Raw genomic sequence first — 26,683 nt, 5'->3', positions numbered from 1 at the left:
CAAGCAAGCTCACTCCGGCGCCGTCTCCACCTCCGCCGCCGACCAGCTTATGCTCGATACGCCACGCTCCATGCTCATGCGGCTCGCCATGCGCTCGAGCTTCGCCTGGTCTTTCGGATGCATGCGCACCGTTGCGATCACCTTGATCCGCGGAGCCTCGCCGTCGGTATCCTCGCTCGTCAGGCTCAGAAACGACAGCGGCTGCGATTCCATCGCGTTCGAGAGCAACGTACGAATGTGGATTTCGTCCTCCTGGCGTCCGATCACGGTCAGCACGTATTCGCGCACGAGGTCCGCGCTCGATACGGGCGTCGCGTTGATCGCGCGGCTCACTTCGCGCAGCAGCGTGTTGGTGACGAGCACGACGCCCGTACCCGCGACCGCCGGACCGTAATGACCCGTGCCGCACAGCACGCCGACGGCCGCGGCGCACCACAGCGTCGCCGCCGTATTGATGCCTTGAATCGAGCCCTTGTCGCGCATGATCACGCCGCCGCCGAGAAAGCCCACACCCGACACCACGTAGGCGGCGATCTGCGTGACGCCCGCGACGCCGTTGCCCGTCAGCATGCCGAGCGTGACGAACAAACACGCTCCGCTCGCGACGAGCGTGATCGTGCGCAATCCCGCCGTGCGCTGGCGCAACTGCCGTTCGAGACCGATCGCGACGCCGCAGGCGAAGGCGGCGAACAGGCGCAAGGCGAAATCGACGCTCATCGGGTCAGAGGCGAGACCTTTTCCGGAAATAAACGGATAAGCGTCTCACGCGCAGATGTCGTTCGCGTGAAAGATCGCGATGAAACGCCGCACGAGATGCCTTAGACGCGCGAGCATGCCGCCGCGCGTGGCGGGTTCGTCGAGGTTGAGCATGGCGTCGTAGTGGATGCGCGATTCATCGACGCGCGGCAGTTGTGACAAGAGGAGGAAGTTCATGCGTGTTCTCGGTGCGCCGGGCGGCGCGATGGCGGCGGGCCGGCGCACGATCGACGCGGGGTCGACGCGCTAAGGGCCTGCCTCGGCTATGGATCGTGATGGGCTGCTTAAGGGGCTGCGCAAGGGGCAACAGTCGCTGTCGGACATGGCGATTTCCTCGTCGGTCGAATGATGAACGCGCCCGCGCCCGGCCCGGAAACGACCGGGGAGCGCGAACGAGGACGCACGAAGGCGAACGCGTGATGCGTCATCGCCCGAATGGCGTCAACGAAGGGTGCACGAGAGAAAGTACTGCGGCGCGCACCGTCTGCCTGATGGCGGGACGGCGGCTATGAGCTTGAAAGGAAGCGGGGAGCGGCGTCCTGCCGGTCAGGCAGCGAAACAGTTCGAAGATTGACTACTGCAGGTGTCCAAAGGATCGCCCCGTTTTTGAGATGCGCGATTTTAGTCACCGCGCGCAATATGCGTCAACCTGAATCGGATTTCTCTAGTGGTTTGCGCCGCGCGGCCGCTTCTAGAGTAGGACTTCCCAAAATTTCCAGACGGAGAGAGGCAATGGAGTCCAAGGTAAGCGTCGCGGTGAATGACAAAGGTCATGCAGTCGTCACTTATTCAATGCCATTGAGCGACTACTGCATGCAGCGGGCAAGATCGCTGCGCGCCCTCGTGCAAGTGGTCAGCGGTACGAGAGGAACGGACGAGGGCGCGACACCCGTCAACGCGGCGCTCGTCAGGCCGCTGATGGAACTGATCCGCACACACGTAGATGAACTCGAACCGCTCTTCGAGGCGCTCGATCAACGCTCATACGAGAAGGGATTCGAGGACGGGCAAGACCTCGGGCTTCCAAAGGTGAAGAGTCACCTCGCGCTTTCCAAAGGCCCGGCCGGGGATGGCGCCGTGTTCAGGCCGGTGCGATGAATTGCCTGACGCGTATGCGCGTGGCGCCATAGTCCGGGCTCGAATCGACGGCGGAAGCGGGTGCCTCGCGCGAGCCGAGCCACGCCGCAATGCGCGGCGAGACGACATTTTTCGCGCCGGAGAGCACGCGTTCGCATACGCGCTCGAAGACGCGCGCTTCATCGCGCGTGCTCGCGATACCCAACACGCCTGAGCGCTGCAGCGCGGCGAGCGCGGGCGTGGCGGCTTCGTCGGTGAGGGCGATGACTGGCGTGTCGGGGAACGTTTGCCGCAGCGCGGGCATGAGCGCGAAATCGTCCGCGCCGGAGCCTTCGATGCCGCAGCCCACCACGATCAGGTCATAGTTTGCCGATTTCAGCCGCGCGAATAATTGATCGGCGTTTCTGACGCAGGCCGTGACCTGGAAGCGCTCGTGCGACTCGAACCAGCTTTGCAGCCCGTAAAGGACCACGGGGCGATCGTCTGCTACGACGATCCTGATCTTGTATTCGTGCTTCATGCTCTTCGGCCGGACTCGACGGACAATTGAGGGGAGATGGCCCTTCTTGCGAATGCCTCGGACCGCGCACGTTAGCAAATCGGCCGCTCCCACGCTGCGCCGCACAACAAAAAATGTCGGATTCCCTGTCGAATGGCACGCGTGTCGCTCGTCGAGGAAATAAGCGGCGCTGTGAATCGGCATATTACCGTCGCGCCGCGCTCCTGAACCCGCTCGAACACCGGAGGCTGTCAGATGACCTTGCAACTGTACGCGCACCCGTTTTCCTCGTATTGCCAGAAAGTCCTCGTCGCGCTGTACGAGAACGGCACGCCGTTCGAATGGCGCGCGCTCACGCCGCAGACGCCGCAATCGATGCGCGAGCTCACCGAAATATGGCCGATGAAGCGCTTCCCCGTGCTCGTCGATGACGGAAGGCCCGTGATCGAATCGACCGTGATCATCGAATATCTGGGTTTGCATCACCCTGGCCCGGTGCGCCTCATACCCGACGATCCACGCGCCGCGCTCGAAACGCGCTGGATGGATCGATTCTTCGACAACTACGTGTCGACGCCGCAGCAGAAGATCGTGTTCGATGCCATGCGCGATCCTTCCGAGCGCGATGCACGCGGCGTCGCCGATGCCCGCGCGATGCTCGACACGTCCTACGCGTTCCTCGAACGTCTGATGGCCGCGCGCGAATGGGCGGCGGGCGACACGTTCAGCCTCGCCGACTGCGGCGCCGCGCCGTTCCTGTTCTATGCGGACTGGTCGCATCGCATCGGCGACGCGTATCCGAATGTGATCGCGTATCGCAAGCGCCTGCTCGCGCGGCCTTCGTTCGCGCGCGCGGTCGATGAAGCGCGGCCGTATCGGCCATTGTTTCCGCTCGGTGCGCCGGATCGCGATTGAGTTGCTGCCACAGGAGATCGAGAATGAGCACAGTCAAGACTTACGTTCCCGCCGATGAACTCGCGAAGCGCGCCACGATGAGGTTTCCCAACGAGAGCGCCGAGTACCGGCGCGCGCGGACCGAACTGCTGGCCGAGGAGATCGAATTGCGGCGGCATATCGAACGCGTCGCGCAATTGCGTCGCGCGCTGCCGCCCGGCGGGGAAGTGACGGGCGATTACCGCTTCGAAGGCGAGCGCGGTCCGGTCGATTTCGCGGGACTTTTCGGCGACAAGGACACGCTCGTCACGTATAGCTATATGTTCGGGCCGCAGCGCGAACGGCCTTGTCCTATGTGCACCTCGCTGCTTTCGGCGTGGGAAGGCGAGGCGCGCGATATCGAGCAGCGCGTGGCGCTCGCGGTGATCGCGCGTTCGCCGCTCGCGAAGCTCGTCGGGTTTAAAGAGGAGCGCGGCTGGCGCGACCTCAGGCTCTTTTCCGATACCAACGGCAACTTCAGCCGTGACTATCACGCGATTTCTTCGGAAGGCGGAGATGAGCCCGCGCTCAACGTGTTCACACGCCGCGATGGCGCGATTCGTCATTTCTGGAGCGGCGAGATGGACTTCGGTACCGCCGACCCCGGCGAAGATCCGCGCGGCGCGCCGGATCTGATGCCGCTTTGGACCGTGCTCGACATGACGCCCGAGGGGCGCGGGACGGACTGGTATCCGAGGCTCGATTATGGTCCGCGGACCTGATCGCAGGAAGTACTTTGCGGCGATGCGCGCGGTGTGGCCTATTCCGCCTGCATCGACGCATCGGCGAGCCCGCGCCGGCGCGCGTCGAAGCGATCCTTGATGCGCACGAACGGCGCTTCGATCAGGTAGTAGCTCGCAGTCGCGGCCACGAGCGCGCCGATCACGCAAAGCGGAAAGCGGTACGCAACCGGCGAATGCACGTTGCTGAACAACTGCTGCCAGAGGTAGAGGCTGAACGAGATCGTGCCGACATAAACGAAAGGCGCCGTGCGCAAGAGGCGCGAAAACCAGAAGTCCCTCCACGAAACCAGGACGACGATGACGAAGCCGACCATTGCCGATTCGATCGTCGTGCCGTAGGTGGCGCGCCAGAGTCCGCCGAGCTTCGCCTGCAAGGGCGGCATGGCGAAGAGCAGAAGCAGGACAATCGCGGACGAAATGAATGTTCCCCACGGCAGCGCCTCGACTCGCGCCTTGAGCGCGTCCTTGTTCAACGCGACGAAACAGCCGATCAGAATCGGATCGATACCTGTGTGCAGCATCATGCTCAATTGCCCGCGCAGGCCCGGCGCGGCGAAATAAGTCGCGATTCTCACGAGCGGCACGAGCACGATCAATGCGACGAGCGCGCGCTGATCGCCGCGTTTGAGGATATAGAACAGCAAGGGCGGCCAGAACCAGTAGAACTGTTCTTCGAGCGCGAGCGTCCAGAAGTGGCCGAGATACCATGCGCCTTCCGCATGCGCCGCATTCAACGAACTCATCCCCGCGATGCCCGAATAATTCCAGAGATGCAGCGCCGCCACCGCGATCTGCCGATGATCGACATCGACGAGACCGGCAAACGACAGCATCGCGACGATCCCGAGATAGCTATAGAACGCGGGCCATATTCTCAGCGCGCGCCTTGCATAGAACGGAAGCAGCCGAATGGAGCCGCTCGCTTTCCACTCGGCGTTCAGGATGCCGGTGATCAGATAGCCGCTCAGCACGAAGAAGATGAGCACGCCGAGCCGCCCGTCCGATATCAGTCGCAACGGCGTCAGGAAGCCCGTATAGCCGCCGTCGATCATGTGCTGCGCATGCCCGATGACGACCATGGTCACCGCGACGCAGCGCAAGCCGGTCAGTTCCCGCACATGATGCTTCATGAAAAGGTCCTCTCGATGTGAGTCGAGGACGGCATGCCGTCGCCGCGCTTGAGGACCCAAGCATCGGCTAAAAAAATAGGCAATAAATAATTTGCGTTGTTAGGAAATATTTCTTGCGCCCACGATGTGCCGCGCTAATAAAGCAGAGCGGTATCGCCGGAAATCGCTAAAGGATTTTTTTCTTTTTCTCGCCTTTATGATGAGCCGACATCGTGCGGCCTCAGGCTGCGCTTCACCGCATTGGCGACGCGCCTCATGAACGAAAGAATTCGCGGATTCGACGGCCTGCGCGCGCTTGCCGTCCTGCTGGTCTTCATCCATCACAAGGCGATGGCGGAAGGCAGCGGCCTGGGACATCTCGGCGTATGGATATTCTTCGCGCTGAGTGGTTTTCTCATCACTGACATACTGACGACACAACGGCGTTATATCGATGCCGGTACGAGTTCTTTCGCCGCCGAGCTCAAGCGCTTTCTTTACCGGCGCACGCTGCGAATCTTCCCGATCTACTATCTGCTGCTCGCCACGCTCGCGCTGATGATATCGATCGGCTTCGCGGGCCCCGATCTGTTGGCCGGCGTGCCGTTCCATTTCGCCTATCTGTCGAACTTCTGGATCGCGGACGTGCTGCATTACTGGCCCGGACGCTATTCCCATTTGTGGAGCCTGTCGATCGAGGAGCAGTTTTACCTCGTGTTCGCACCGCTTCTGCTTGCCGTGCGAGCGAAATGGCACGTTCGCATTTGCTGCGCGCTCTGCGTGATGGGCATCGCCGCGCTCATATGGATGAAAGCCGCGGATGAGCCCGCGATCGTCATATACACGCATCCGCTCACGAATTTCTGGCTGCTTGCGCTGGGTGGAATAGGCGGCGCGCTGCTTCGAAGGGGTGACGCGTTCAGGCGTTGCGTCAAGCCGCTTCCCGTCGCGCTCGCGCTCGGCGCATGCGTCGCGATGCTATGCAGCGTGGAGCCGGCCTGGGAAGCTATCGCGAGCCCGATGCGCTTCGCGGGCCTGTATGTGCTCTATGGGGCGTGCATTGCGGCGCTCGTGTGTTCGATCGCGAGCAGCGAAAGCGCGGCGTTGATCCGCGCGCTGGAATGGGCGCCGCTCGCCGCGCTCGGCAGAATCAGCTATGGCTTCTATCTTTACCACGGCTTCATTCCGAACTTCACCAAGAGCAACAGGATAATCGCGATGTTCGGCGCGTCCGGCATTCCGTGGTGGGCGCATGCGTTGAGCGCAATTGCATCGTTCATATTGACATTGACACTCGCGAAGCTGTCATGGCGCTTTATCGAAGAGCCGATTCTGCGCCTGAAGAACCGTCGCTTCACGCGCAAAACCGAGTCCTCCGAGGCCAGCCAGAGCGCGCTTTCGCGCTAGCTGCGGGCGTTAGCGGAAAAACTGCTAAGTGTCGCGCGAAATGTCTGTTGCTGTCATATTCGGGCAAACCATAGTAATGGTATGCTTCGTGCACATATCTTCATACACGAGTGAGACCAGAGGCATCGTGCGCTGATTTGGATCGATCGTTGCACTAGACCGATGCAAAACCAGCCGGATGCACCATTTTGTTGTTTGAGCAAACGTTTGCGAGTACCTCGAGATCCTTGGATCGGGTGTGCAAAGAAGCCCCTGGGAGGGCTTGCCGTTTGATGTTCGTTAGCGCGCCGTCCAATATCCGCAGCGAAGTCGACTGCATGGAGCAAAGCAATGTTTTTCAGCGAACTCAGCAATGAAGAGTGGGTGATGGTCTCAGCGTTGATCGGCGAGAGCGAGGTGCGGGAGCATCGTCGCGGCCGTCCGAGAGCCCATCCGCGCACCATCGTCAATGCCGTTTTGTGGATCCTCACGACCGGCGAAACCTGGTCGAGATTGCCGAGTCACTATCCGACCGTGCCTACCTGCCGCCGCCGCTTCGTCGAGTGGCAAATGAACGGCACGCTCATCGAAATGGTGAAAGTACTGGCGGCCGCCGGACGTTCGTTCGCTTATGTGCCGCGTCAGCCGGTGGCGGAGCCGGCGCCGCGGCCGCAGCAGCCCGTCTATGATTGCGACCGCCTGAGAGGCGTGTTCTGGCAGAACCCGGAATCGTGGCAATCGCCGGATGCGTCGCCGTTCAGTCGCGCAGCGAGCGCGCCGCGCCGCTTGCCCGAGGCACGCGACGTCGCGCAGGCCAATGCATCGGCGCCGGCGCAGGCACGCACGCGCATGCCGCGTCCCGCGCGGCCCTTTGAGACGCCGCTGCCGTTCGAGACGGTCTGCGCGCCCGTCAATGATGCGCGCGGCTATAGCATCTATCCCATTGCGCGCCCCGTGTCGGGCAGCATGTTTCGCGGCTGGGCCGAGATCGTGAAGGATGGGCGCCGCGTCGAGCGCTCGGGTTTGATCGGGCCGCGCTTCGCATCGACGGAAGAAGCGCGCATCTATGCGCTCGAATGGGCGAAGCGCTGGATCGCCGCGCAGGCGACGCGTGGCGAAGTGGTGATGGCCGCGCGCGAGGCACTCTCGGAAGTACACGCGGCGGCTGATCTGCGTGGATGAAGTAGTACATCGCCTCCCTGGAGGCGATGTACGTTCAACTGCGCCCGTAGGTATCCTCGAAGCGCACGATATCGTCTTCGCCGAGATACGTTCCCGACTGCACCTCGATGATCTCGAGCGGCATCTTCCCCGGATTTTCCAGCCGATGCTGCACGCCGATGGGAATATAAGTCGACTCGTTTTCCGCGAGAATGAACGTCTCCGTGCCGCGCGTGACGAGCGCGGTGCCGCGCACGACGATCCAGTGCTCAGCGCGATGATGATGCATCTGCAAGGACAACCTCGCGCCCGGCTTCACGACGATCCGCTTCACCTGAAAGCGATCGCCCTGATCCACCGAATCGTAATGTCCCCACGGCCGATGCACCTTGCGATGATCCGCCGCTTCGCTGCCGCGCTCCGACTTGATGCGCCCGACGATCGCCTTCACGTCCTGCGCGCGTGATTTATCGGCGACGAGAATCGCGTCCACCGTCTCGACGACAATGAGATCCCGCGTTCCCACACACGCGATGAGCCGCCCTTCCGAATGCGCGTAGGTCGATGACGCGCCTTCGAACATCACACGTCCGCGCGCCACGTTCGACGCATCGTCCTTCGGCATGATGTTCCAGATCGCATCCCACGAACCGACTTCGGACCAGCCCGCATCGAGCGGCACGACCGCGCCCGCGAACCTTTCGTCGCCGCGTTCGCTTGCGAGGTGCTCCATCACCGCATAGTCGATCGAATCGGACGGCGACGACGCGAACGCTTCGTGATCGAGGCGGAAGAACTCGCCATCGTCGATGCCGCGTTCGAACGCTGCTAGACAGGCCGCATGAATCGCTGGCTGATAGTGTTCGATCGCCGCGACCCACGTCGATGCCCGCACGATGAAAATGCCCGCGTTCCAGCCATATTCGCCCGAACCGAGATACTGCTGCGCCAGCTCGAAATGCGGCTTCTCGACGAAGCGTTCGAGCGTGAACGCGCCGCGTCCGAACATTGGCGCGCCGGTCTTGATATAGCCGTAGCCGGTTTCCGCATGCGAGGGCACGACGCTCAGCGTGACGATCGCGCCTTCCTCCGCGCATTGCGCGCCGGCGCGAATGGCGCGATGAAACGCGTCCTTGTCCGTGACGACATGATCCGCGGGCATCACGACGAGCACGCTGTCCTCGCCTTCACGCAATGCGTGCATCGCGGCGGCGGTCAGCGCGGGTGCGGTGTTGCGGGGCACGGGTTCGAGCACGAGACGCGCGCGACGGCCATGCTGCCGCAATTGCTCGGCGGTGGTGAAGCGATGCTCCTCATTGCACACGACGATGGCATCGGCCATATGCATGTCCTTCTTTGGCGCCGACAAACCATCGAGCCGGTTGACAGTCGCTTGCAGCAACGACTGCTCTCCGATCAAGCCGATCAACTGCTTCGGAAAGTGCTCGCGCGACATCGGCCACAGGCGCGTGCCCGAGCCGCCCGCGAGAATCACCGGCTGGATGCCGAGGCGCACGCCGGGTTCGGCGGCGAGCGTGGATGCGCTCGAAAGCGCGGTGTCTGACGCATTCATGAAGTGCCTCCTGGCGCAAGAAACGCATAAGCGGACTTGCCAATTTTTAGCACGGAGCAAATGCGACGATAAAAGAAATAAGCGCTAAAAAAAGCGGACTTTCTTAGCCGAATAAAGCGCTAAGCGAGTGATCTCAAGAAGCTCGAATTATTTCCCCGGTTTAGGGAGACGTGCGCGAAAGCTACGCCGAACAAGCGTTTCATCCATAAAAAAAGAGAAAAAAAATCCGCTCGATCGTGCAGAGATATTTTCGCGGTTGCAGTGACATATTTATTCAAGTTCCATATGCCATGCAGTGAGCGATCGCGGAAATCGTGCTGCTTTCTTCTAACCGGGGTGAATGCGATGCTGAGCGTGATATCGAGAGTCGTCGACATAGCCATGGCGGTGTTGGGCGCGTCGCTTGGCGCGGCGCTGAATGCAAGCGAATTCGTCTGGCTCGATGACGCCGAACGCACGATGCTCGGCTTCTCCTGCGTGCTGATGATCATGACGTTTCCGTCTTTCGGCATCTATCAATCATGGCGCGGCAAGCCGGTCTACGACCTGCTGTTGCGCGTGACGGTTGCGTGGATGCTCGTCGAAAGCGCGGGCGTGCTGCTTACCTTCAGCATCCATCGCGCGGAATCGCTGTCGCGTCTATGGCTGATGTATTGGGCCGCATGCACGGTCGGTCTGCTGATCGTATCGAAGGCGCTCATCCATACGGCATTGAAGCTCTTGCGGCGCGAGGGTTTCAATCAGAAGACGGTGGCGATCGTCGGCTCCGCGCCCTATGCGCACTTTCTCATCGAACAGATGCGCGGACGTCCCGATGCGGGATTCAGTCCCGTTTGCGTGTTCGATATCGATGTGAACTCCGGCGCGATCGAAGGTGACTCGCTTGCGGGAGTGCGCATTCAGCGTGACTTCGAGACGCTCGCCGAGCAGGTGCGCGAGCGCCGGATCCGCGAATTGTGGCTCGCTTTGCCCATCTCGCAGGAGCAAACGATTCACCGCATCGTCACCGAGTTTCGGGACGATTTCGTCAACGTGCGCTTCATCCCCGATGTGCGCAGCCTCTCGTTCTTCGGCCACGCGTTCGTCGATCTGCTCGGCGTGCCCGCGATCAATCTCGCCGCATCTCCGATCACGGATATCAAGGTCCTGCCGAAGCGCGTGTTCGATCGCGTGTTCGCCGCGTGCGTGCTCATCGGCATGTCTCCGCTGCTTGCGGTGATCGCCGTCTGCGTGAAGCTCTCATCGCCGGGGCCGGTGTTCTTCAGGCAGAAGCGCAAGGGCATCGATGGCCGCGAGTTCGAGATCTACAAGTTCCGTTCGATGAAAGTGCATCAGGAAGTCGCGGGACAAATCACGCAGGCCCGGCGTGGCGACAGGCGCGTGACGAAGGTCGGCGCATTCCTGCGGCGCACGAGTCTCGACGAGCTGCCGCAATTCATCAACGTGCTGAAGGGCGAAATGTCCGTGGTCGGGCCGCGCCCGCATGCGCTCGAGCACGACGACATCTACAAGGATCTCGTCAAAGGTTATATGCATCGCTATCGCATCAAGCCGGGCATCACTGGATGGGCGCAAGTGAACGGCTATCGCGGCGAGACGGACCGCATCGAAAAGATGTCGGGCCGCGTGAAGCTCGATCTCTATTACATGCAGCACTGGACCTTCGGTCTCGACATGAAGATCGTCGCGATGACGCTGTGGAAGGGATTCGCGGGCGCGAACGCTTATTGAAACCGAGCAGGAAAACACACCGGGAGTTGGATCATGAAACTGACGATCATCGGCAGCGGCTACGTGGGACTCGTGACGGGCGCATGCCTCGCGGATATCGGCAACGACGTGCTGTGCCTCGATGTCGACGAACGCAAGATCGCCATTCTCAACAGCGGCGGCATTCCGATTCACGAGCCCGGCCTGCAGGATGTGATCGATCGCAATCGCGACGCGGGACGGCTCGGCTTCACGTCGAACGTGCGCGATGCGGTGGAGCATGGCGAGATGCTGTTCATCGCGGTCGGCACGCCTTCCGATGAGGACGGCTCGGCGGATCTGCAATACGTGCTCGCCGCCGCGCGCGATATCGGCCGCTACATGAATGGCTTCAGGACGGTCGTCGATAAATCGACCGTGCCGGTGGGCACCGCGCTGCGCGTGAAAGAAACCATCGCGCGCGAGTTGAACGCGCGCGGTGTGAGCCACATGTTCTCGGTCGTGTCGAATCCCGAGTTCCTGAAGGAAGGCGCGGCGATCGAAGACTTCACGCGGCCCGATCGCATCGTGATCGGCTGCGACGACGACGTGCCCGGCGAACGCGCGCGCGATCGCATGAAGCGTCTCTATGCGCCGTTCAATCGCAATCACGAACGCACGCTCTATATGGACGTGCAATCGGCCGAATTCACGAAGTACGCCGCGAACGCGATGCTGGCCACGCGCATCTCATTCATGAACGAGCTCGCGAACTTCGCGGATCGCGTGGGCGCGGATATCGAAGCGGTGCGGCGCGGCATCGGCTCGGACCCGCGCATCGGCTATGACTTTCTTTATGCGGGCTGCGGTTATGGCGGTTCCTGCTTTCCGAAGGACGTGCGCTCGCTGATTCAGACCGCATCCGAGTTCGGCCATGACATGAGCATCCTGAAGGCCGTGTCCAACGTGAACGAAGCGCAGAAGGACACGCTCACGCGCAAGATCGTCGAGCGTTTCGGCGATGATCTTTCGGGCCGCACGTTCGCGATGTGGGGCCTCGCGTTCAAGCCGAACACCGACGACATGCGCGACGCGCCGAGCCGCGTGCTGGCCGCCGCGTTGCTTGCGCGCGGCGCGAAGGTGGTTGCGTACGATCCCGTCGCCGTCGATGAAGCGCGGCGCGTCTTCGCCATCGATCTGCAAGGTCAGCCCGAAGCGCGCGCACGCCTTTCGTATGCGGCGAATCACAAGGAAGCGCTCGATGGCGCGGATGCGCTCGTGATCGTCACCGAATGGAAGCTGTTCAAGAGCCCCGACTTCGACACGATCAAGCGCCGCCTGAAAGCGCCCGTGATCTTCGACGGCCGCAATCTCTACGAGCCGGACACGATGCACGAAATGGGCATCGAGTATCACGCGATCGGGCGCGGCGTGCGGCGGATCGACGCGAACGTGGCGGCGAACGTTGCATAAAGCCGCTTATGTTCGGAAGCGTTCTGATCGTCTGTCACGCGAACATCTGCCGCAGTCCGGCTGCGGAGATGTTGTTTCGCGCGCATTTATCGAAGCGCGGTGCGAGGCCGATCGAGTTCCGCTCGGCCGGTCTCTATGCGCAGGAAGGCGACGACATCGACCCGACGATGCAGCGCCTGCTCGCGGAGCAAGGACTCGATTCGTCGTCGCATCGCTCGCGGCGGCTCGATCGGCGCATGGCGCGCGATGCCGATCTGATCCTCGTGCCCGAGCGCAAACAGATCGACGCAATCGCGCGCCTCGCGCCGACGACGCGCGGCAAGGTGCACCTGCTCGGCAAGTGGGAAGACTCGGAAGTGATGGACCCGTATGGCGGTCATGAGGCCGCGTATCGCGAGAGCTTTGGACTCATCGAACGGCTAGTGCTCGGATGGCTCAACAAAATATGCTGATTTCCCGTGTTCTTTTGCTGACGTTCTTTATGTCGGCGCTCTTGTCCGCGTGCAGCACCGCACCTGGCAACTTCCTCGATACCTCGCGACTTGAAGACAAGGACCCGACACCGACGGCCACGTACCCCGTTCACCTCATCACGGCCGACACCATCGCGCAGGAAGAGGCGTCGCCCGAAGCCGCGCAGCCGCTGCCGCCCGCCCGTTTCGCCGATGCCGCGCAATACGTGTATCGCATCGCGCCGCAGGACATTCTCGGCGTCACGCTATGGGATCACCCGGAGCTCACGACGCCGCAAGGCAGCACCCTATCGACGGGCGGCAACACCACGCAGACCGTCGCGGGCGCGTTGCAGCAGCCCTATACGCAGGCATTGCCGGGCCAGGCCGATCCCTACGGACAGACCGTGTCCGCCAACGGCACGATCTTCTTTCCGTTCATCGGCAAGATGCGCGTCGCGGGCAAGACGACGGGCGAGATCCGCGATGAAATGGCTGCCGCGCTATCGCCGTACATCAAGAATCCGCAACTCGACGTGCGCGTGCTCGCGTATCGCAGCCAGAAGATCGCGGTGACGGGCGAAGTGAAGCAACCCGGTCCGCTCGCGGTGAGCGACGTGCCGCTCACGCTCGTCGATGCGATCACGCGCTCGGGCGGCACGACAGCTGAAGCCGACTTGCAGCGCGTGCGCCTCACGCGCAACGGCAAGCTCTATGTGCTCGATGCGAACGGCATGCTCGACCGCGGCGATATCAGCCAGAACGTGATGCTGCAGGCGGGCGACATCCTCAACATTCCGGACCGCTACGACAGCCGCATCTTCGTAATGGGCGAAGTAAAGACGCCGATGCCGGTGAACATGGTGCGCGGCCGCGCGTCGGTTGCCGATGCGCTCACGCAAGCCGGCGGCGTGCTCGATACCGATGCGAACGTGCGCCAGATCTATATCGTTCGCGGCGTGCGCAGCAACCCGTCGCGGCCCGATATCTATCGCCTCGACATGTCCCAGCCGGATTCGCTGTTGCTTTCCACGCAGTTTCAGCTTCGCCCACTCGATGTGGTTTATGTAGGCACGGCGGGCGCGGTGCAGTTCAACCGCCTGATCAACCAGGTGTTGCCGACCTTGCAGACGCTCTTCTATATGAAGCAGTTGACGCGCTAAGGGAATCGATAAGGGGAATCGAATCGTGAACATGCAGGATCATCCCTATTTGCCGAAGCCGGATGAAGAGGACGTCGTTCTCGGCAATCTGATTCAGGCCGTCATCGACGATATCTGGTGGCTCATCGGCGTCTTCGCATTCGTGGTGCTGGCCGCCGCCGTGTACTGCTATATCGCGAAGCCGGTGTATTCCGCCGATGCCCACGTGCGCGTCGAAACGAACGACAACACGTCGCAGGCGTTGACGCAGACGCAAACGGGCCAGGCGATCAACTCCGGTTCGAGCGCGCTGCCTACCGATGCGGAGATCGAGATCATCAAGAGCCGCGGCGTCGTCGCGCCTGTCGTCGCGCAATGCAAGCTCAACTTCTCCATTTCGCCGATGACGCTGCCCGTGCTCGGCAGCCTCGCCGCGCGCTTTTCGACACCGGGCGAACCGGCGAAGCCGTGGTTCGGCTTGTCGTCGTATGCGTGGGGCGGCGAGATCGCGGAGGTCGATTCGATCGATGTCGAGCCGCAATGGGAAGGCAAGAATCTCATTCTCACGGCGCTCGGCGATTCGCGCTATTCACTCGCCGATCCACAAGGACGTGTGCTTCTGCAAGGCAAAGCCGGCGAATCCGCGAGCGGCAATGGCGTGACCTTGCTCGTGACGAAGCTCGTCGCGCGAAACGGCACGCGTTTCAAAGTGATGCGCGCGAACGATCTCACGGCTATTGCGAGCTTTCAGTCGGGCATCACCGTGACGGAGCAGGGCAAGCAAACAGGCGTCATTCAGATTTCGCTGGAGAATCAGAATCCCGATAAGGCCGCCGAAATCGCGAATGCGCTGGCGCAGTCTTATCTTCGGCAGCATATCGAGAGCAAACAGGCCGACGCCAGCAAGATGCTCGAATTCCTCAGGACCGAAGAGCCGCGTCTGAAGGCCGATTTGCAGCATGCGGAAGCGGCGCTCACGGAATATCAGCGGCAGGCGGGCGTCATCAATGCAAGCGACGAAGCGAAGGTCTATCTCGAAGGCAGCATCAATTACGAAGCGCAGGTGTCCGCATTGCGCCTGCAGATCGCGACGCTGGAGCAGCGCTACGGCAACCTCCATCCGTCGCTGACGACGGCACGTCAGCAGCTCGCGCAACTCGAAGCGCAACGCGAGCGGTACGCATCGCGTTTCCGTGATCTGCCGCAATCGGAAGTAAAGGCCGTCGCGTTGCAGCGCGATGCGAAAGTGGCGGAAGACATCTATGTGCTGCTGCTCAACCGCGTGCAGGAGCTTTCGGTGCAGCGCGCGGGCACGGGCGGCAACGTGCATATCGTCGATGCGGCGCTTCGCCCCGGCGATCCGGTCAAGCCGAAGAAAGTGCTGATCATGTCGGCGGCGGTGATACTCGGTCTCATTCTCGGCACGGGCTTCGTGTTCGCGCGCCGCGCGATCTTCAAGGGTATCGACGATCCCGAACGCCTGGAACGCGTCTCGGCGTTGCCGATCTTCGGCCTCGTGCCGCAAAGCATCGAACAGACGAAGTTCGATACCGATGCGAAGCGCCGCCGCGAGCGCGACCACGAAGCGCCGATTCTCGCGACGATGCGCCCCAACGATGTCTGCGTCGAAATCATGCGCAGCCTGCGCACGTCGATTCAGTTCTCGTTGATGGAAGCGCGCAATCGCGTGGTGATGATGACGGGTCCGGCATCGGGCGTCGGCAAGAGCTTTCTCACGATGAACCTCGCGGTGCTGCTCGCAGCGACAGGCAAGAAGGTATTGCTTATCGACGGCGATATGCGACGCGGCAAGCTCGAACGCTCGTTCGACGGTGAACGCGTGCCGGGTCTCGCGGAATTGCTCGCGGGCTCGATCGGCCTCGAAGAAGCGATCCGTACGACGCGCATTCCCTCGCTCGATTTCATCTCGGCGGGCAAGCGTCCCGAGAATCCGTCGGAGCTATTGATGTCGCCGCGCCTTCAGCAATATCTCGATGCGCTCGGACGCACGTATGACGCGATTCTCATCGACACGCCGCCCGTGCTCGCCGTGACCGATGCGTTGATCGTCGGCAAGCTCGCGGGCACGAACTTCCTCGTGCTGCGTTCGGGCGCGCATAACGAAGCGGAAATCACCGAGGCATCGCGCCGCTTGCGCACGGCGGGCATCGCGGTGCAGGGCGCGATTCTCAACGGCACGCCGCAGCGCGCGCGTGGCTATGGCCGCGCCCATTATGCGGCGGTCGAAGAGTACGCCGGCACATGACGCGTGTCAGAGGAGAGGGATAAATGACGATGAAAGTCTCCGTGGTAGTGCCGACCTATCGGCGGCCAGCCGACCTGAAGCGCTGTCTTGCCGCGCTGCGCGCACAGACGCGCATGCCTGACGAAGTGCTGGTGATCGCGCGCCCAGAAGATGAAGCGACCGCGCGGCGTCTTGCGATCGAGCTGAAGAGCGCGAACCGTTTCGTGCTGCGTGTGATCGATACCGGCGCGGGCGGTCAGGTTGCGGCGCTCAATCGCGGACTGGACGCGGCCAATGGGGACATCATCGCAATCACCGACGACGATGCCGCGCCGCGTCCCGAGTGGATCGAGCGCATCGCCAGCGCATTCGAAGCCGATGAACGTCTGGGTGCGATCGGCGGACGCGACTGGGTGCATGAGAAAGGCCGCGTGCTCGATGCATCGCGTCATGAGGTCGGCGTTATTAGCCGCACGGGACGCGTGGTGGGGAATCATCATCTCGGTGTCGGCGCGGCGCGGCCCGTGCGCATGCTGAAGGGCGCGAACATGAGCTATCGTCGCGCGGCGGTATCGGCGCTGCGCTTCGATACGCGTTTGCGCGGCGCGGGCGCGCAGGTCCACAACGACATGGCGTTCAGCATGAGCGTGCGGCGCGCGGGCTGGAACGTAATGTACGACCCGCTCATTGCCGTGGATCATTACCCGGCCGAGCGTTTCGACGACGATCGGCGCGATGCGCAAACGCTCGGTGCACTGACCGATGCCGCCTATAACTTCCACCTGATTCTGAACGAAGAACTCGAGTCGTTCGATCGCGAGATCGCGTGGCTGCGGTATGCGCTCATCGGCACGCGCGTCTATCCGGGCGTGCTTCATGCGTTCATCGCGATGCGCGGCGGCGCGCGGCTCGCGTGGGATCGCTGGCGCGCGGTACGCAAGGGCGCGTGGCAGGCACGCCGCACGAGCCATTCATCCACGCCGACGATTCCCGCTGCGAGGACGCTATGACGCATGTGCACGTGCATCTCTTTCATGGCGCGGACCCACGGCACTATCGCAAGGGCGATGGCATCGGCTGTCTGTATGGCTATCACCATGCGGAGTCGCCGGGTTTCGAGCTTTCCTATTCGCACGATACCGACGAGTTGAAGCCGATGCGCTTCCTCCGACGCGCATTGAAAGCGGCAATGGGCTTCGACTTCATTCATACATGGCGCAATCGAGAGGCGATTCTTTCCTGCGATGCCGTGTGGACGCATACGGAGCAAGAGTATCTTTCGGCGGCGCTCCTGCTGCTGCTCAAGGGAAAGCGCAAGGGCCAACCGCTGTTGCTCGCGCAATCGATCTGGCTGCTCGACAAATGGCCGGAATACGGCGCATTGCGGCGCTGGCTTTATCGCAAGCTGATCGCGCGCGCCGATATCCTCACGACCCATTCCAGCGTGAATGCCGCCCTCGTTCGCGAATATTTCGGCCGTGACGCGACACAGGTCTTCTATGGCCTGAACACGCAGGACTTCGCGCTCAGCGAGCCGCGAGCATGGACGCCGCATGCGCCACTGCGGATCGGCGCGATCGGCAATGACCGCGACCGGGACTGGACGACGCTCGCCGCCGCGTTTCGCAATGACGAGCGCTACGAGGTGCGGATCGCGACGCGCCGCCGTGTGCCGGCCTCGTTGCGTGCATCGAATGTCCACGTGGCGCCTGCCATCGGCCTGAACGCGGCGCGTGAGCTCTACGAATGGGCCGATGTGATCGTCGTGCCGTTGCGGGCGAACACGCATGCATCGGGACTCACGGTGCTGCTCGAATCGGTCGCGCTCGGCAAACCGGTGATCGTCACGGACGTAGGCGGCTTGCGCGATTACTTCGGCACAGGGCACGTTTCGTACGTGCCTGCGCACGATGCGGTCGCGCTCAGACATACGCTCGATGAATTGCGCACGAATCCATCGCTTGCACTGGCGCGCGCGCAGGCGGCACTCAGGCATTTCATCGCGCGCGATTACACGACGCGCGAATTCGCGCTTCAACACGTCCGGCTGACACGCGAGGCGCTCGAACGCGGCCACGGCGCGAGCGATGCGGCGTCCGCGGGAAGTGCCGTATTCGCCTCGCGCGAGCTGACGCGATGAACGCACCGTCGCTGCCGCGCGCACCGCGCGATCTGGCGGGCCGCATCGGCACGATGCGCGCGGCGCGCAAGGGTCCGCCCGAGTGGACCGCGCAGGCTATCGTCTGGGGCCTGACCGCGTTGCTCGTGCTCGCGCGCCAGGGCACCGTGCTCACGCTCGCATTCCCGTTGATGTCGACGCTTGCCGCGCTGTGGCTCTATTTCAGAAGCCCGGCGCGCTATATGGGCTTCATGTGGTGGGTCTGGTTCCTGAGCCCCGAAGTGCGGCGTCTCGCGGACTGGGGCAAAGGCGCGTTCACGCCGACGAGCCTGATCCAGATCGCGCCGCTCGTCGTCACGATGATCTGCGGCATCACGCTGTTGCGCCAATACCGTGTGCTCGCACAACGTCGCGGACTGCCGATGCTGCTGATGCTGCTCGGCATCGCGTATGCGTACATGATCGGCGTTGCGTCGAGCGGACCAATGGCCGCGACCTATGATCTCGCGAACTGGCTGTATCCGGTGCTGATCGGCTTTCACATCATGGTGAACGCGCATGAGTATCCGAAGTATCGCAAGGTGCTGCTGGATACCTTCATTTACGGTCTGCTGGTGATGGGCGCGTATGGCATCGTGCAGTTCTTCATCATGCCGCCGTGGGATTCGCTCTGGATGATCGGCTCGCAGATGGCTTCGCAAGGCGAGCCCGTGCCACTCGGCGTGCGCGTGTTCAGCACGATGAATTCGTCGGGCCCGTTCGCGCTCGTCGCGATGGCCGCGCTCACTTTCGTCATGGCCGGCACGCAGCGCGCCCGATGGATCGCGGGCGGCCTCGGCTTCGTGTCGTTCGGGCTGTCGCTCGTGCGCTCCGCGTGGGGCGGATGGATCATCTCGATGGCGCTGCAGCTTATCAAGGCGAGCAATCGCGTGCGCTTGCGCATTCTGCTCGGCGCGATCGTGCTCGTCGTGCTGTCGGTGCCGTTGATGACGATCGGGCCCATCGCGGATCGGCTCGGTACGCGCCTGCAAACCATGACCAACCTGAGCGACGACAGCAGCTACGCGGCGCGCAACGAGTTCTATACGACGTTCATGGTCACGGCCTTCACCGATGTAACCGGCGAAGGTTTCGGCGCGACGGGCACATCGACGAAACTCGCGAGCGCGAACGGCGATCTCGGCAAATACGGCAGCTTCGATAGCGGCGTGATGAACGTGCCGTTCGTGCTCGGCTGGCCGGGCGGACTGCTGTACACGGCGGGCGTCGCGCTGTTGCTCGTGCGCGCATTGCGCGCTTCCTTCTCGCTACGCGACGACAAGTTCGCGCAAGCCGCCTTGAGCCTTGCCTTTTCGATGATCGGCATTCTGCTCTTCGCCAACACGTTCGTGAGCACGGGCGGATCGCTGCTCTTCACGTCCCTGTTCTCGATCATCGCCGCGCGCCATCATTCGAAGCTCACGCGTCGCCGCAATGCTTTCTTCCTTCACATTCAAGGGCCAGCCAATGAGAATCGCGATCGTCACGCACGTCGTGCGACATAACGACGGACAAGGGCGCGTCAATTACGAAATCGCGCGCGCGGCGCTTGCCGAAGGGCACGAGGTGACGCTCGTTGCATCGCACGTCGCGCCCGAGTTGCTGGAGCACGCGCGCCTGCGCTGGGTGCGCGTGATCGCGGGCCGCGCATGGCCGACGCGCCTCGTCAAGCAGCAGGTGTTCGCGATCAAGAGCGCGATCTGGCTGCGCACGCATCGCGACGAATACGACGTGCTGCACGTGAACGGCTTCATCACCTGGTCGCGCGCCGATGTGAACACCGCGCATTTCGTGCATGGCGGCTGGATGAAAAGCCCTTACTATCCGTTCCGCCTGAGCGGCGGCGCGTGGTCCGCCTATCAGGTGGTCTATAGCCGTCTGAACGCATGGCTCGAAGCCTGGGCATATCGGCGAACGCGTGTGGTCGCGGCGGTGTCGGAGAAAGTGGCGCAGGAGATTCGCGCCGGCGGCATCGATAAGGATCGCGTCGAGGTCGTTTATAACGGCGTGGATACCAATGCCTTCAGCCTGGCCAAGCCTGATCGTGATGCGTTCAAGCTGAAGAGCGATGCGTTCCTTCTGCTCTTCGTTGGCGACTTGCGCACGCCGCGCAAGAACTTGCAAACGGTGCTGCATGCGCTCGTTTCGCTTCCGGCGCATGTGCAACTCGTCGTGGCCGGTTATCTGCCGGGCAGTCCTTATCCGGATCAGGCGCGCGCGTTGGGCATTGCCGATCGCGTGCATTTTCTCGGGCTCGTGAAGGATATGCCGACGCTGATGCACTCCGTCGATGCCTTCGTCTTTCCGTCGCGCTATGAGGCGATGAGTCTTTCGCTGCTCGAAGCGCTCGCTGCGGGCTTGCCCGTGATCACGGCGAGTACGGCGGGCGGCGCGGAGATCATCGGTGAGGAGTGCGGCATCGTGCTCGCCGATCCCGACGATGCGAACGCGCTCGCGAAAGCGATCGGCGCGCTGGCCTCGTCGCCCGAGCGGCGCGCGCGCATGGGCGAGGCGGCGCGCGAGCTTGCAGCGGGCTTCAACTGGGCGCGCATGGCGCGGCGCTATCTCGATCTTTACCGCAACTTCGCGCAGCGCGAGCGCAACAACTCAACTGCGCCTTTGAATGCCGCTTCGGCGCAATCGCGCGCCTGATCACTTTCGGAGAGCAAGAACATCTATGAGCACGCAATCCATCAAGTCGCTGCAAATCGGAATGCACTGGTTTCCCGAACGCGCGGGCGGACTCGACCGCATGTATTACACGCTGGTCGGCGCATTGCCGGCGGCGGGTGTCGAAGTGCGTGGCGTGGTCGCGGGCTCGCCGCGTGTGGCTGCCGATACGGGCGGCGCGATTCGCGGCTTCGGCCCGGCGGCGCAGTCGTTGCCGCGCCGCCTGATGAATGCCCGCAGTGCGTTGCGCGAGACCTTGCGTGACGAGCGGCCCGATGTCGTGTCCTCGCATTTCGCGCTTTACACGTTTCCGGCCCTCGATGTGACGCGCGGCATCGCGCAGGTTTCGCATTTTCAGGGGCCGTGGGCGGATGAGAGTCATGTCGAAGGATCGGATTCGCTCGGGCAGCGCGCGAAGTTCATGCTGGAGCGGCGCGTGTATGCGCGCTCGTCGCGTTTGATTGTGTTGTCGGAAGCCTTCGGGCAGATATTGAACGCGCGCTATGGCGTGCCGGAGGAGCGTATTCGCGTCGTGCCGGGTTGCGTGGACGTCGCGCAGTTCGATGTGAAGATGACGCGCTCCGAAGCGCGCAGGCGCCTGCAATTGCCGCTCGGGCGGCCGATCGTGCTCGCGGTGCGCAGGCTCGTCAGACGCATGGGGCTGGAATCGCTCATCGAGGCAATCGAGCGCGTCAAGCAGAAAGTGCCGGACGTGTTGTTGCTCATCGCGGGGAAGGGGCGTCTGGCGGATGAGTTGCAGTCACGCATCGATGCAGCCGGTCTCGATCACAACGTGCGTCTGCTCGGCTTCGTGCCCGATGAGCAGCTTGCATCGCTTTATCGCGCGGCGGATGTGAGTATCGTGCCGACTGTCGCGTTGGAGGGGTTCGGCTTGATCACCGTGGAATCGCTTGCTTCGGGGACGCCCGTGCTCGTGACGCCAGTAGGCGGATTGCCGGAGGCGGTGCGAGGGTTATCGGAAGATCTCGTGCTGGAATCGACGGGCGCGGCTGCCATCGCGGATGGTCTTATCGCCACGTTCGACGGCACGCTCGATTTGCCGGATGAAGCGGCATGCAAGCGGTATGCGTGGGAGAACTTCGATCGTTCCGTGATTGCCAGAAGAGTGGCCGCGGTTTATGAGGAAGCGATCGAGGTGGGGCCGGTGCATTAAGCTGATTTCATGGTGCGTTCGGCAGTTGAACGCACCATGAAGCTTCATTCCGCCACACGAGCACGCATAGCTTCATGCATCCACGCGAGCGTATCCTCTATCGGCGTACACGGCACCAGCCCGATCACGTTCCGCAACTTGTGATTCGATCCGACCAGCCGCTCGATCTCATTGCGCCGCATGAACTTCGGATCGGCGATAACATCGATCTCATATCGCGCGATGTGCGCAAGCATTTGCAGCATTTGCCCAAGCGAATGGCCGCGCCCCGAGCAAATGTTGAACGTCTCGCCGACGGGCGCGGCCTCCAGCAGCTTCGCATAGATCGCGACGACATCGCGCACATCCGAAAAGTCACGGCTTACTTGAAGATTGCCGAGCGATATGCGCGCCTCACGCCGCGCATGATGCCCGACGATCTTCGGCAAAACATAGTCCTCGCTCTGCCCGACACCCGTGTAGTTGAATGGCCGCGTGAAAAAGAGCGGCAGACGATCGAGCCAGAGCCGCGCCGCATGCTCCATCGCGAGCTTGCTCACGGCATAGTCGTTCGCCGGCTGAACGGTCACGTTTTCGTCGATGATCTCGACCGAAGCATTGCCATACACGTTCGCCGTGCTGGCAAGCAGAACCGCACGCGGTTTATTGTCGAGTGCCGCGAGCGCTGAAAGCAGATTGCGCGTCCCCACGATATTCACGAGATACGTCCTGCCCGGCGCATTGCCCGTGACGTGCGCGGCGCCCGCGAGATGCACGACGACATCGGGGCGCGCATCCGCGACGAAGGACTTGAGCGCATCGGCGTCGAGCAGATCGACCGGAATGCCAATGGCATCCGTCACTTCGTCATCGGGCGATGACGTTGTCGTGCCCCACACGTCATAGCCCGCTTGCGTCAATTCCACCGCCATGTGGCGGCCCGTGAAGCCCGAAAGCCCAGTGATGAGTGCGCGTCGTGCCATGGCGCGCTCAGAAGGTCGGCTGAAGTTCGTTGCGCTTCAGATCGGCGTCGACCATCATCTTGCACAGCGTTTCGAGGGTCGTCGTCGGCACCCAGCCGAGTTTTTCGCGCGCCTTTTCCGCGCTGCCGATAAGCAGCTCGACTTCCGCCGGCCGGTAGAATTTCGGGTTCACGCGCACCAGCGTGCGGCCCGTCGCGACATCGATGCCGCGTTCGCGCTCACCCTTGCCGGTCCATTCGAGTTGATAGCCCGCCGCGCTGAACGCCATGCGCACGAAATCGCGCACGGTCTCGGTGCGGTTGGTCGCGAGCACATAGGTATCCGGCTCGCTTGCCTGAAGCATGCGCCACATGCCTTCAACGTACTCCGCCGCGAAGCCCCAGTCGCGCTTCGCATCGAGATTGCCGAGTTCGAGCAGTTCTTCCGTGCCGAGGCGAATCTTCGCGACCGTGTCCGTGATCTTGCGCGTGACGAATTCGCGTCCGCGCAACGGCGATTCATGATTGAACAGAATGCCGCTGCATCCGAAGATGTTGTACGACTCGCGATAGTTGATCGTCGTCCAGTGCGCGAAAAGCTTCGCGACGCCATAAGGACTGCGCGGATAGAAAGGCGTTTCCTCGCATTGCGGAATTGCCTGCACCTTGCCGAACATCTCGGATGTCGATGCCTGGTAATAGCGGATCGCCGGATCGATCACGCGGATCGCTTCCAGCAGATTGAGCGCGCCCAGACCGGTGACGCCCGCCGTGGTCGTCGGCTGGTCGAACGATACGCCGACGAAGCTTTGCGCCGCGAGGTTATACAGCTCGCCGGCTTCGGCGGTTTCGAGCAGGCGAAGATTCGAGCCGAGGTCCGTCAGATCGTGCTCGACGAGCCTGAGCTTCGGATGACGCTCTATGCCCAGCTCCGCGATGCGCCAGAAGTTCACCGAGCTCGTGCGCCGATAGGTGCCGACCACTTCATAACCTTTGTCGAGCAATAGCTTCGCGAGATACGCGCCGTCCTGTCCCGATACGCCCGTGATGATCGCTTTGAGTTGAGTGGCCATGAGTTATGCCTCGTCGATGATGTCGTGAGCCGATTCTAGGGAAAAGAAAACGGAAAAATATCCGCGCCGACGATCTTTACGCGTCACGCATGTGCGAAGGCCAGGGCTTTAAAAAATCGGGAAATTAATTTCGGTTTTTTTAGTTTTATTTGGCCCCTAACCTCGATTGCATCGGAACGTGGCTGCTTGAGCGGCACTCTGGAGGATTACTTGCGGCGCATCGTGTCGTTGAAATCGGCTTGCACATGTTTGTGCATCGCGTTCGCGCTGGTCGCGGCAAATGTCGAAGCGGCCCCGGTGCGCGTGCTCGACGCGAAATCGTCGTGGATCGGCAATACATCCGGTTTCGGCGATGGCACCTGGACGCAGATCAACATCACAGCCATCGCGGTCGCGCCGGACGGACGCGTTTTCACCAATTCGCCGTGGGATGAAAGTGGCGCGGAGGCCAGCGTATACCGCGATGGAAAGATGCTCGGTTTCGCGGGCGGCACGCATGGCTGGGGCGGATCGGGCGGCAACGCGGTCGCTGTGAATTCGCACCATGTGTTCATCGCCGCCGGTGTCGGCAATGAGAAGGGGCGGCTCGTGAAGGAAGGCGTCTGGCCGCCTTCGGGGCGGCATTGGATAGGCGTGTCGCGACGCGATATCGACGATGTGAAGCGTCCCGCTCCGTTCGATGTCGGCGTAGCGAGAAAAGCCCTGGCAAGCGATAAAGATCCGCGCGCGATGCTCGCCCGCGGCTTTCTGACGATCAACGATACGCCCGGCGACGCGCGTCAGGAAATCGGCGGGCTGGCCGCAAGCGATTCGTTGTTGTACGTGGCGAACACGGAGCAGGATCGCATCGAGCGCTACGGCGCACAATCGATGCAAAAGCAGGCGCAATGGAGTGCGCCGCAGCCGGGACGCATCGCGCTCGCATCGGATGGATCGCTGTGGGCGATCGTCGAGAGTCATGGCGATCATCCGCGTATCGCGCATTACAGCGCTTCGGGCGAGCTTCTAAACGATGCGCCACATCTTCAGGCGGATAGCGTTGCGGTGGATATCGCGCGGGACAAGGAAGGACGCTTGTTGATCGCCGATAACGGACCGCGGCAGCAGGTGCTCTTCTTCACGAAGGAAGGCAGCGCGTATCGCGAATCGGGCGCGTTGGGCGAGCGCGGCGGCATCTTCTCGGGCATTGCTGGCAAGCCCGGGCCGAAGCGCTTCAACGGACTGACGGGCGTGGGCGTGGATGCGGCGGGCAACGTGTATGTGTCCACCAATGGCATCGGCGTTCATGATGGTCCCATAGGCGCGGGGCTCGGCGCGACGCTCGAAAGCTATTCGCCGGGCGGTGCCTTGCGCTGGCAGATGCTGGGCCTGCTGTTCGTCGATGGCGCATGGATCGATCCGGGGAGACCCAATAGCGTCTATACGGGCAACAAGCGGTTCGAGCTCGACTTGTCGAAACCCACTGGGCAGGAATGGAAATACGCCGGGTTTCTGTCGGGGCGTTTCAAGTATCCGGACGATCCTGTCTTTCACGTCGATCAATGGCCCGGCCTGCCGATAGCGCGCAGGCTCGAAGGCCGAACGTTCCTGTACTTGACGGACATGTACGCGGATCACCTGAAGATCTATCGCTTCGACGAGAAGCGTGACGGCGAGCTCGCGATTCCATCGGGCTTTATCTCGGGGCGGCCACGACCCGTGCAGAACATACCGAATCGGCCCGAAGGCGGCGAATGGATCTGGCGCGATCTCAACGGGGACGGCCGCTTCGATGACGGCGAGTTCACGCGCAATCCGGGCGCGGCGCGCATCACCGGCGGCTGGGGATGGTGGGTCGATACGAAAGGCGATATCTGGCGCACGAGCGATGTGAAGGGCATTCATCGCTTGCGCTTCGGCGGCCTCGACAAGCAACGCAATCCCATTTACGACTACGCGAACATGCAGACGTATGCGATTCCGGCGCCTTTCACGGAATTGCGTCGCGCCGTGTACGACGCGGCATCGGACACGATGTACGTGACCGGCTACACATCGGATGCGCCGTATGACGGCCGCTACTGGAAGGAAGTCGGGCGTCGGCTGGTGCGTTATGACCATTGGTCGAACACTCCGCGCATGCGCTATTCGATCGATCTTCCGTGGGATACGCAGGCAAAGCCTCTTTCGACAATCATCGGCGTGACGATGGAAGGGCAATACGTGTTCGCGGTCGAGCCGGTCGGCGACGTCCACGTATATGACAAGGATTCGGGCAAGGAAGTCGGCGTGATCAGGCCGGGTCCGGAAGTGGGCCGCGCATCGGGCTGGGTGGATGTGCCCCACGGCGTGAGCGCGCATCGGCGCGGCAATGGCGAATACCTCGTGTTCGTCGAAGAAGACGCGCGCGGCAAGGTGATGATGTACCGCTGGACACCGAAGTCCTGAGCG

Annotated in this window: 23 protein-coding genes; 16 read left to right on the top strand and 7 right to left on the bottom strand. The window is 62.3% G+C overall.

Translation table 11 applies throughout. The features are described from left to right. Positions 1–9 precede the first annotated feature (9 nt). Positions 10–717 (bottom strand): MgtC/SapB family protein, encoded by a 708-nt coding sequence (locus AC1Z32_RS05950; protein ID WP_483477762.1) that lies wholly within the window; start codon positions 715–717, stop codon positions 10–12. Positions 718–762: 45 nt separating this feature from the next. Beyond that, complete coding sequence (locus AC1Z32_RS05945) at positions 763–933, bottom strand: hypothetical protein (RefSeq protein WP_483478235.1); 171 nt, start codon at positions 931–933, stop codon at positions 763–765. Between the two features lie 555 nt (positions 934–1,488). Here AC1Z32_RS05945 and AC1Z32_RS05940 point away from each other — a divergent pair. Continuing rightward, entirely contained in the window at positions 1,489–1,854 is a 366-nt protein-coding gene (locus AC1Z32_RS05940; RefSeq protein ID WP_483477761.1) for a hypothetical protein, read from the top strand. Here the strand turns inward: AC1Z32_RS05940 and AC1Z32_RS05935 are convergent. Continuing rightward, entirely contained in the window at positions 1,838–2,353 is a 516-nt protein-coding gene (locus AC1Z32_RS05935) for a response regulator (RefSeq protein ID WP_483477760.1), read from the bottom strand. The two genes, AC1Z32_RS05940 and AC1Z32_RS05935, sit on opposite strands and share 17 nt — an antisense overlap. A gap of 234 nt (positions 2,354–2,587) precedes the next feature. Between AC1Z32_RS05935 and AC1Z32_RS05930 the strand changes: the two genes are divergently transcribed. Together AC1Z32_RS05930 and AC1Z32_RS05925 are read left to right on the top strand one after the other, a co-directional pair. Further along, positions 2,588–3,247 carry a glutathione S-transferase family protein gene (locus tag AC1Z32_RS05930; RefSeq protein ID WP_483477759.1) on the top strand — a complete coding sequence of 220 codons (660 nt, stop codon included), beginning with the start codon at positions 2,588–2,590 and terminating at the stop codon, positions 3,245–3,247. 23 nt (positions 3,248–3,270) lie between these two features. Then, positions 3,271–3,987: a DUF899 family protein gene (locus AC1Z32_RS05925; protein ID WP_483477758.1), complete on the top strand. Its 717-nt coding sequence runs from the start codon at positions 3,271–3,273 to the stop codon at positions 3,985–3,987. Between the two features lie 38 nt (positions 3,988–4,025). Here the strand turns inward: AC1Z32_RS05925 and AC1Z32_RS05920 are convergent, their stop codons facing one another. Further along, positions 4,026–5,138, bottom strand: a complete 1,113-nt coding sequence (locus AC1Z32_RS05920) for an acyltransferase family protein (protein WP_483477757.1) — start codon at positions 5,136–5,138, stop codon at positions 4,026–4,028. Positions 5,139–5,393: 255 nt separating this feature from the next. On the opposite strand from AC1Z32_RS05920, the gene AC1Z32_RS05915 reads away from it, so the two are divergent. Beyond that, positions 5,394–6,524, top strand: a complete 1,131-nt coding sequence (locus AC1Z32_RS05915; RefSeq protein WP_483477756.1) for an acyltransferase family protein — start codon at positions 5,394–5,396, stop codon at positions 6,522–6,524. A gap of 330 nt (positions 6,525–6,854) precedes the next feature. Continuing rightward, the gene (locus tag AC1Z32_RS05910) at positions 6,855–7,685 is read left to right on the top strand and encodes a transposase (protein WP_483477755.1); all 831 of its coding nucleotides are present in this window, start codon (positions 6,855–6,857) and stop codon (positions 7,683–7,685) included. Between the two features lie 34 nt (positions 7,686–7,719). Here AC1Z32_RS05910 and AC1Z32_RS05905 read toward each other — a convergent pair whose 3' ends face one another. Continuing rightward, positions 7,720–9,237: a mannose-1-phosphate guanylyltransferase/mannose-6-phosphate isomerase gene (locus tag AC1Z32_RS05905; RefSeq protein ID WP_483477754.1), complete on the bottom strand. Its 1,518-nt coding sequence runs from the start codon at positions 9,235–9,237 to the stop codon at positions 7,720–7,722. A 345-nt stretch (positions 9,238–9,582) separates the two neighbouring features. On the opposite strand from AC1Z32_RS05905, the gene AC1Z32_RS05900 reads away from it, so the two are divergent. The 10 genes from AC1Z32_RS05900 to AC1Z32_RS05855 are packed head-to-tail and all read left to right on the top strand — an operon-like array spanning position 9,583 to position 22,240. Beyond that, a complete protein-coding gene (locus tag AC1Z32_RS05900) occupies positions 9,583–10,968 on the top strand; it encodes an undecaprenyl-phosphate glucose phosphotransferase (protein ID WP_483477753.1) in 1,386 nt (461 codons plus the stop codon). A gap of 33 nt (positions 10,969–11,001) precedes the next feature. Then, the gene (locus AC1Z32_RS05895; protein ID WP_483477752.1) at positions 11,002–12,399 is read left to right on the top strand and encodes a UDP-glucose dehydrogenase family protein; all 1,398 of its coding nucleotides are present in this window, start codon (positions 11,002–11,004) and stop codon (positions 12,397–12,399) included. 8 nt (positions 12,400–12,407) lie between these two features. Beyond that, positions 12,408–12,851: a low molecular weight protein-tyrosine-phosphatase gene (locus AC1Z32_RS05890; RefSeq protein ID WP_483477751.1), complete on the top strand. Its 444-nt coding sequence runs from the start codon at positions 12,408–12,410 to the stop codon at positions 12,849–12,851. Then, positions 12,830–14,014 (top strand): polysaccharide biosynthesis/export family protein, encoded by a 1,185-nt coding sequence (locus tag AC1Z32_RS05885; RefSeq protein ID WP_483477750.1) that lies wholly within the window; start codon positions 12,830–12,832, stop codon positions 14,012–14,014. Before AC1Z32_RS05890 ends, AC1Z32_RS05885 begins: the two co-directional genes overlap by 22 nt. A gap of 22 nt (positions 14,015–14,036) precedes the next feature. After that, a complete protein-coding gene (locus tag AC1Z32_RS05880; protein WP_483478213.1) occupies positions 14,037–16,259 on the top strand; it encodes a polysaccharide biosynthesis tyrosine autokinase in 2,223 nt (740 codons plus the stop codon). A gap of 29 nt (positions 16,260–16,288) precedes the next feature. Beyond that, complete coding sequence (locus tag AC1Z32_RS05875) at positions 16,289–17,248, top strand: glycosyltransferase family 2 protein (RefSeq protein ID WP_483478212.1); 960 nt, start codon at positions 16,289–16,291, stop codon at positions 17,246–17,248. Further along, positions 17,245–18,378 carry a glycosyltransferase gene (locus AC1Z32_RS05870; RefSeq protein ID WP_483477749.1) on the top strand — a complete coding sequence of 378 codons (1,134 nt, stop codon included), beginning with the start codon at positions 17,245–17,247 and terminating at the stop codon, positions 18,376–18,378. The genes AC1Z32_RS05875 and AC1Z32_RS05870 overlap by 4 nt, the downstream gene beginning before the upstream one ends. Then, on the top strand, positions 18,375–19,901 hold the full coding sequence (locus tag AC1Z32_RS05865; protein WP_483477748.1) for a glucose-6-phosphate isomerase: 1,527 nt from the start codon (positions 18,375–18,377) through the stop codon (positions 19,899–19,901). The genes AC1Z32_RS05870 and AC1Z32_RS05865 overlap by 4 nt, the downstream gene beginning before the upstream one ends. Further along, on the top strand, positions 19,864–21,048 hold the full coding sequence (locus AC1Z32_RS05860; RefSeq protein WP_483477747.1) for a glycosyltransferase family 4 protein: 1,185 nt from the start codon (positions 19,864–19,866) through the stop codon (positions 21,046–21,048). Before AC1Z32_RS05865 ends, AC1Z32_RS05860 begins: the two co-directional genes overlap by 38 nt. 25 nt (positions 21,049–21,073) lie before the next feature. Continuing rightward, a complete protein-coding gene (locus AC1Z32_RS05855) occupies positions 21,074–22,240 on the top strand; it encodes a glycosyltransferase family 4 protein (protein ID WP_483477746.1) in 1,167 nt (388 codons plus the stop codon). Positions 22,241–22,284: 44 nt separating this feature from the next. On the opposite strand, the gene AC1Z32_RS05850 is transcribed toward AC1Z32_RS05855, so the two are convergent. Next, positions 22,285–23,202, bottom strand: coding sequence for a GDP-mannose 4,6-dehydratase (locus tag AC1Z32_RS05850; protein ID WP_483477745.1), 918 nt, complete (start codon positions 23,200–23,202; stop codon positions 22,285–22,287). A gap of 7 nt (positions 23,203–23,209) precedes the next feature. After that, positions 23,210–24,253: a GDP-mannose 4,6-dehydratase gene (gmd, locus tag AC1Z32_RS05845; protein ID WP_483477744.1), complete on the bottom strand. Its 1,044-nt coding sequence runs from the start codon at positions 24,251–24,253 to the stop codon at positions 23,210–23,212. 210 nt (positions 24,254–24,463) lie between these two features. Here gmd and AC1Z32_RS05840 point away from each other — a divergent pair, with 210 nt between their 5' ends. Continuing rightward, complete coding sequence (locus AC1Z32_RS05840) at positions 24,464–26,680, top strand: NHL repeat-containing protein (RefSeq protein ID WP_483478211.1); 2,217 nt, start codon at positions 24,464–24,466, stop codon at positions 26,678–26,680. The last annotated feature ends 3 nt before the right edge of the window (positions 26,681–26,683 follow it).

This window comes from Caballeronia sp. 11_S32 (genome assembly GCF_056930355.1).
The sequence above is the reverse complement of the archived record's forward strand: the minus strand, read 5'-3'. Positions and strand labels throughout refer to the sequence as shown.

Bases quoted from the DNA above. Each gene is read 5' to 3' on its own strand.
- AC1Z32_RS05935 (WP_483477760.1), bottom strand. From the start codon at position 2,353: ATGAAGCACGAATACAAGATCAGGATCGTCGTAGCAGACGATCGCCCC.
- AC1Z32_RS05875 (WP_483478212.1), top strand. From the start codon at position 16,289: ATGAAAGTCTCCGTGGTAGTGCCGACCTATCGGCGGCCAGCCGACCTG.
- gmd (WP_483477744.1), bottom strand. From the start codon at position 24,253: ATGGCCACTCAACTCAAAGCGATCATCACGGGCGTATCGGGACAGGAC.
- AC1Z32_RS05920 (WP_483477757.1), bottom strand. From the start codon at position 5,138: ATGAAGCATCATGTGCGGGAACTGACCGGCTTGCGCTGCGTCGCGGTG.
- AC1Z32_RS05910 (WP_483477755.1), top strand. From the start codon at position 6,855: ATGTTTTTCAGCGAACTCAGCAATGAAGAGTGGGTGATGGTCTCAGCG.
- AC1Z32_RS05900 (WP_483477753.1), top strand. From the start codon at position 9,583: ATGCTGAGCGTGATATCGAGAGTCGTCGACATAGCCATGGCGGTGTTG.
- AC1Z32_RS05945 (WP_483478235.1), bottom strand. From the start codon at position 933: ATGAACTTCCTCCTCTTGTCACAACTGCCGCGCGTCGATGAATCGCGC.
- AC1Z32_RS05885 (WP_483477750.1), top strand. From the start codon at position 12,830: ATGGCTCAACAAAATATGCTGATTTCCCGTGTTCTTTTGCTGACGTTC.
- AC1Z32_RS05925 (WP_483477758.1), top strand. From the start codon at position 3,271: ATGAGCACAGTCAAGACTTACGTTCCCGCCGATGAACTCGCGAAGCGC.
- AC1Z32_RS05940 (WP_483477761.1), top strand. From the start codon at position 1,489: ATGGAGTCCAAGGTAAGCGTCGCGGTGAATGACAAAGGTCATGCAGTC.
- AC1Z32_RS05865 (WP_483477748.1), top strand. From the start codon at position 18,375: ATGAACGCACCGTCGCTGCCGCGCGCACCGCGCGATCTGGCGGGCCGC.
- AC1Z32_RS05915 (WP_483477756.1), top strand. From the start codon at position 5,394: ATGAACGAAAGAATTCGCGGATTCGACGGCCTGCGCGCGCTTGCCGTC.
- AC1Z32_RS05895 (WP_483477752.1), top strand. From the start codon at position 11,002: ATGAAACTGACGATCATCGGCAGCGGCTACGTGGGACTCGTGACGGGC.
- AC1Z32_RS05950 (WP_483477762.1), bottom strand. From the start codon at position 717: ATGAGCGTCGATTTCGCCTTGCGCCTGTTCGCCGCCTTCGCCTGCGGC.
- AC1Z32_RS05905 (WP_483477754.1), bottom strand. From the start codon at position 9,237: ATGAATGCGTCAGACACCGCGCTTTCGAGCGCATCCACGCTCGCCGCC.
- AC1Z32_RS05930 (WP_483477759.1), top strand. From the start codon at position 2,588: ATGACCTTGCAACTGTACGCGCACCCGTTTTCCTCGTATTGCCAGAAA.
- AC1Z32_RS05870 (WP_483477749.1), top strand. From the start codon at position 17,245: ATGACGCATGTGCACGTGCATCTCTTTCATGGCGCGGACCCACGGCAC.
- AC1Z32_RS05855 (WP_483477746.1), top strand. From the start codon at position 21,074: ATGAGCACGCAATCCATCAAGTCGCTGCAAATCGGAATGCACTGGTTT.
- AC1Z32_RS05890 (WP_483477751.1), top strand. From the start codon at position 12,408: ATGTTCGGAAGCGTTCTGATCGTCTGTCACGCGAACATCTGCCGCAGT.
- AC1Z32_RS05860 (WP_483477747.1), top strand. From the start codon at position 19,864: ATGAGAATCGCGATCGTCACGCACGTCGTGCGACATAACGACGGACAA.
- AC1Z32_RS05850 (WP_483477745.1), bottom strand. From the start codon at position 23,202: ATGGCACGACGCGCACTCATCACTGGGCTTTCGGGCTTCACGGGCCGC.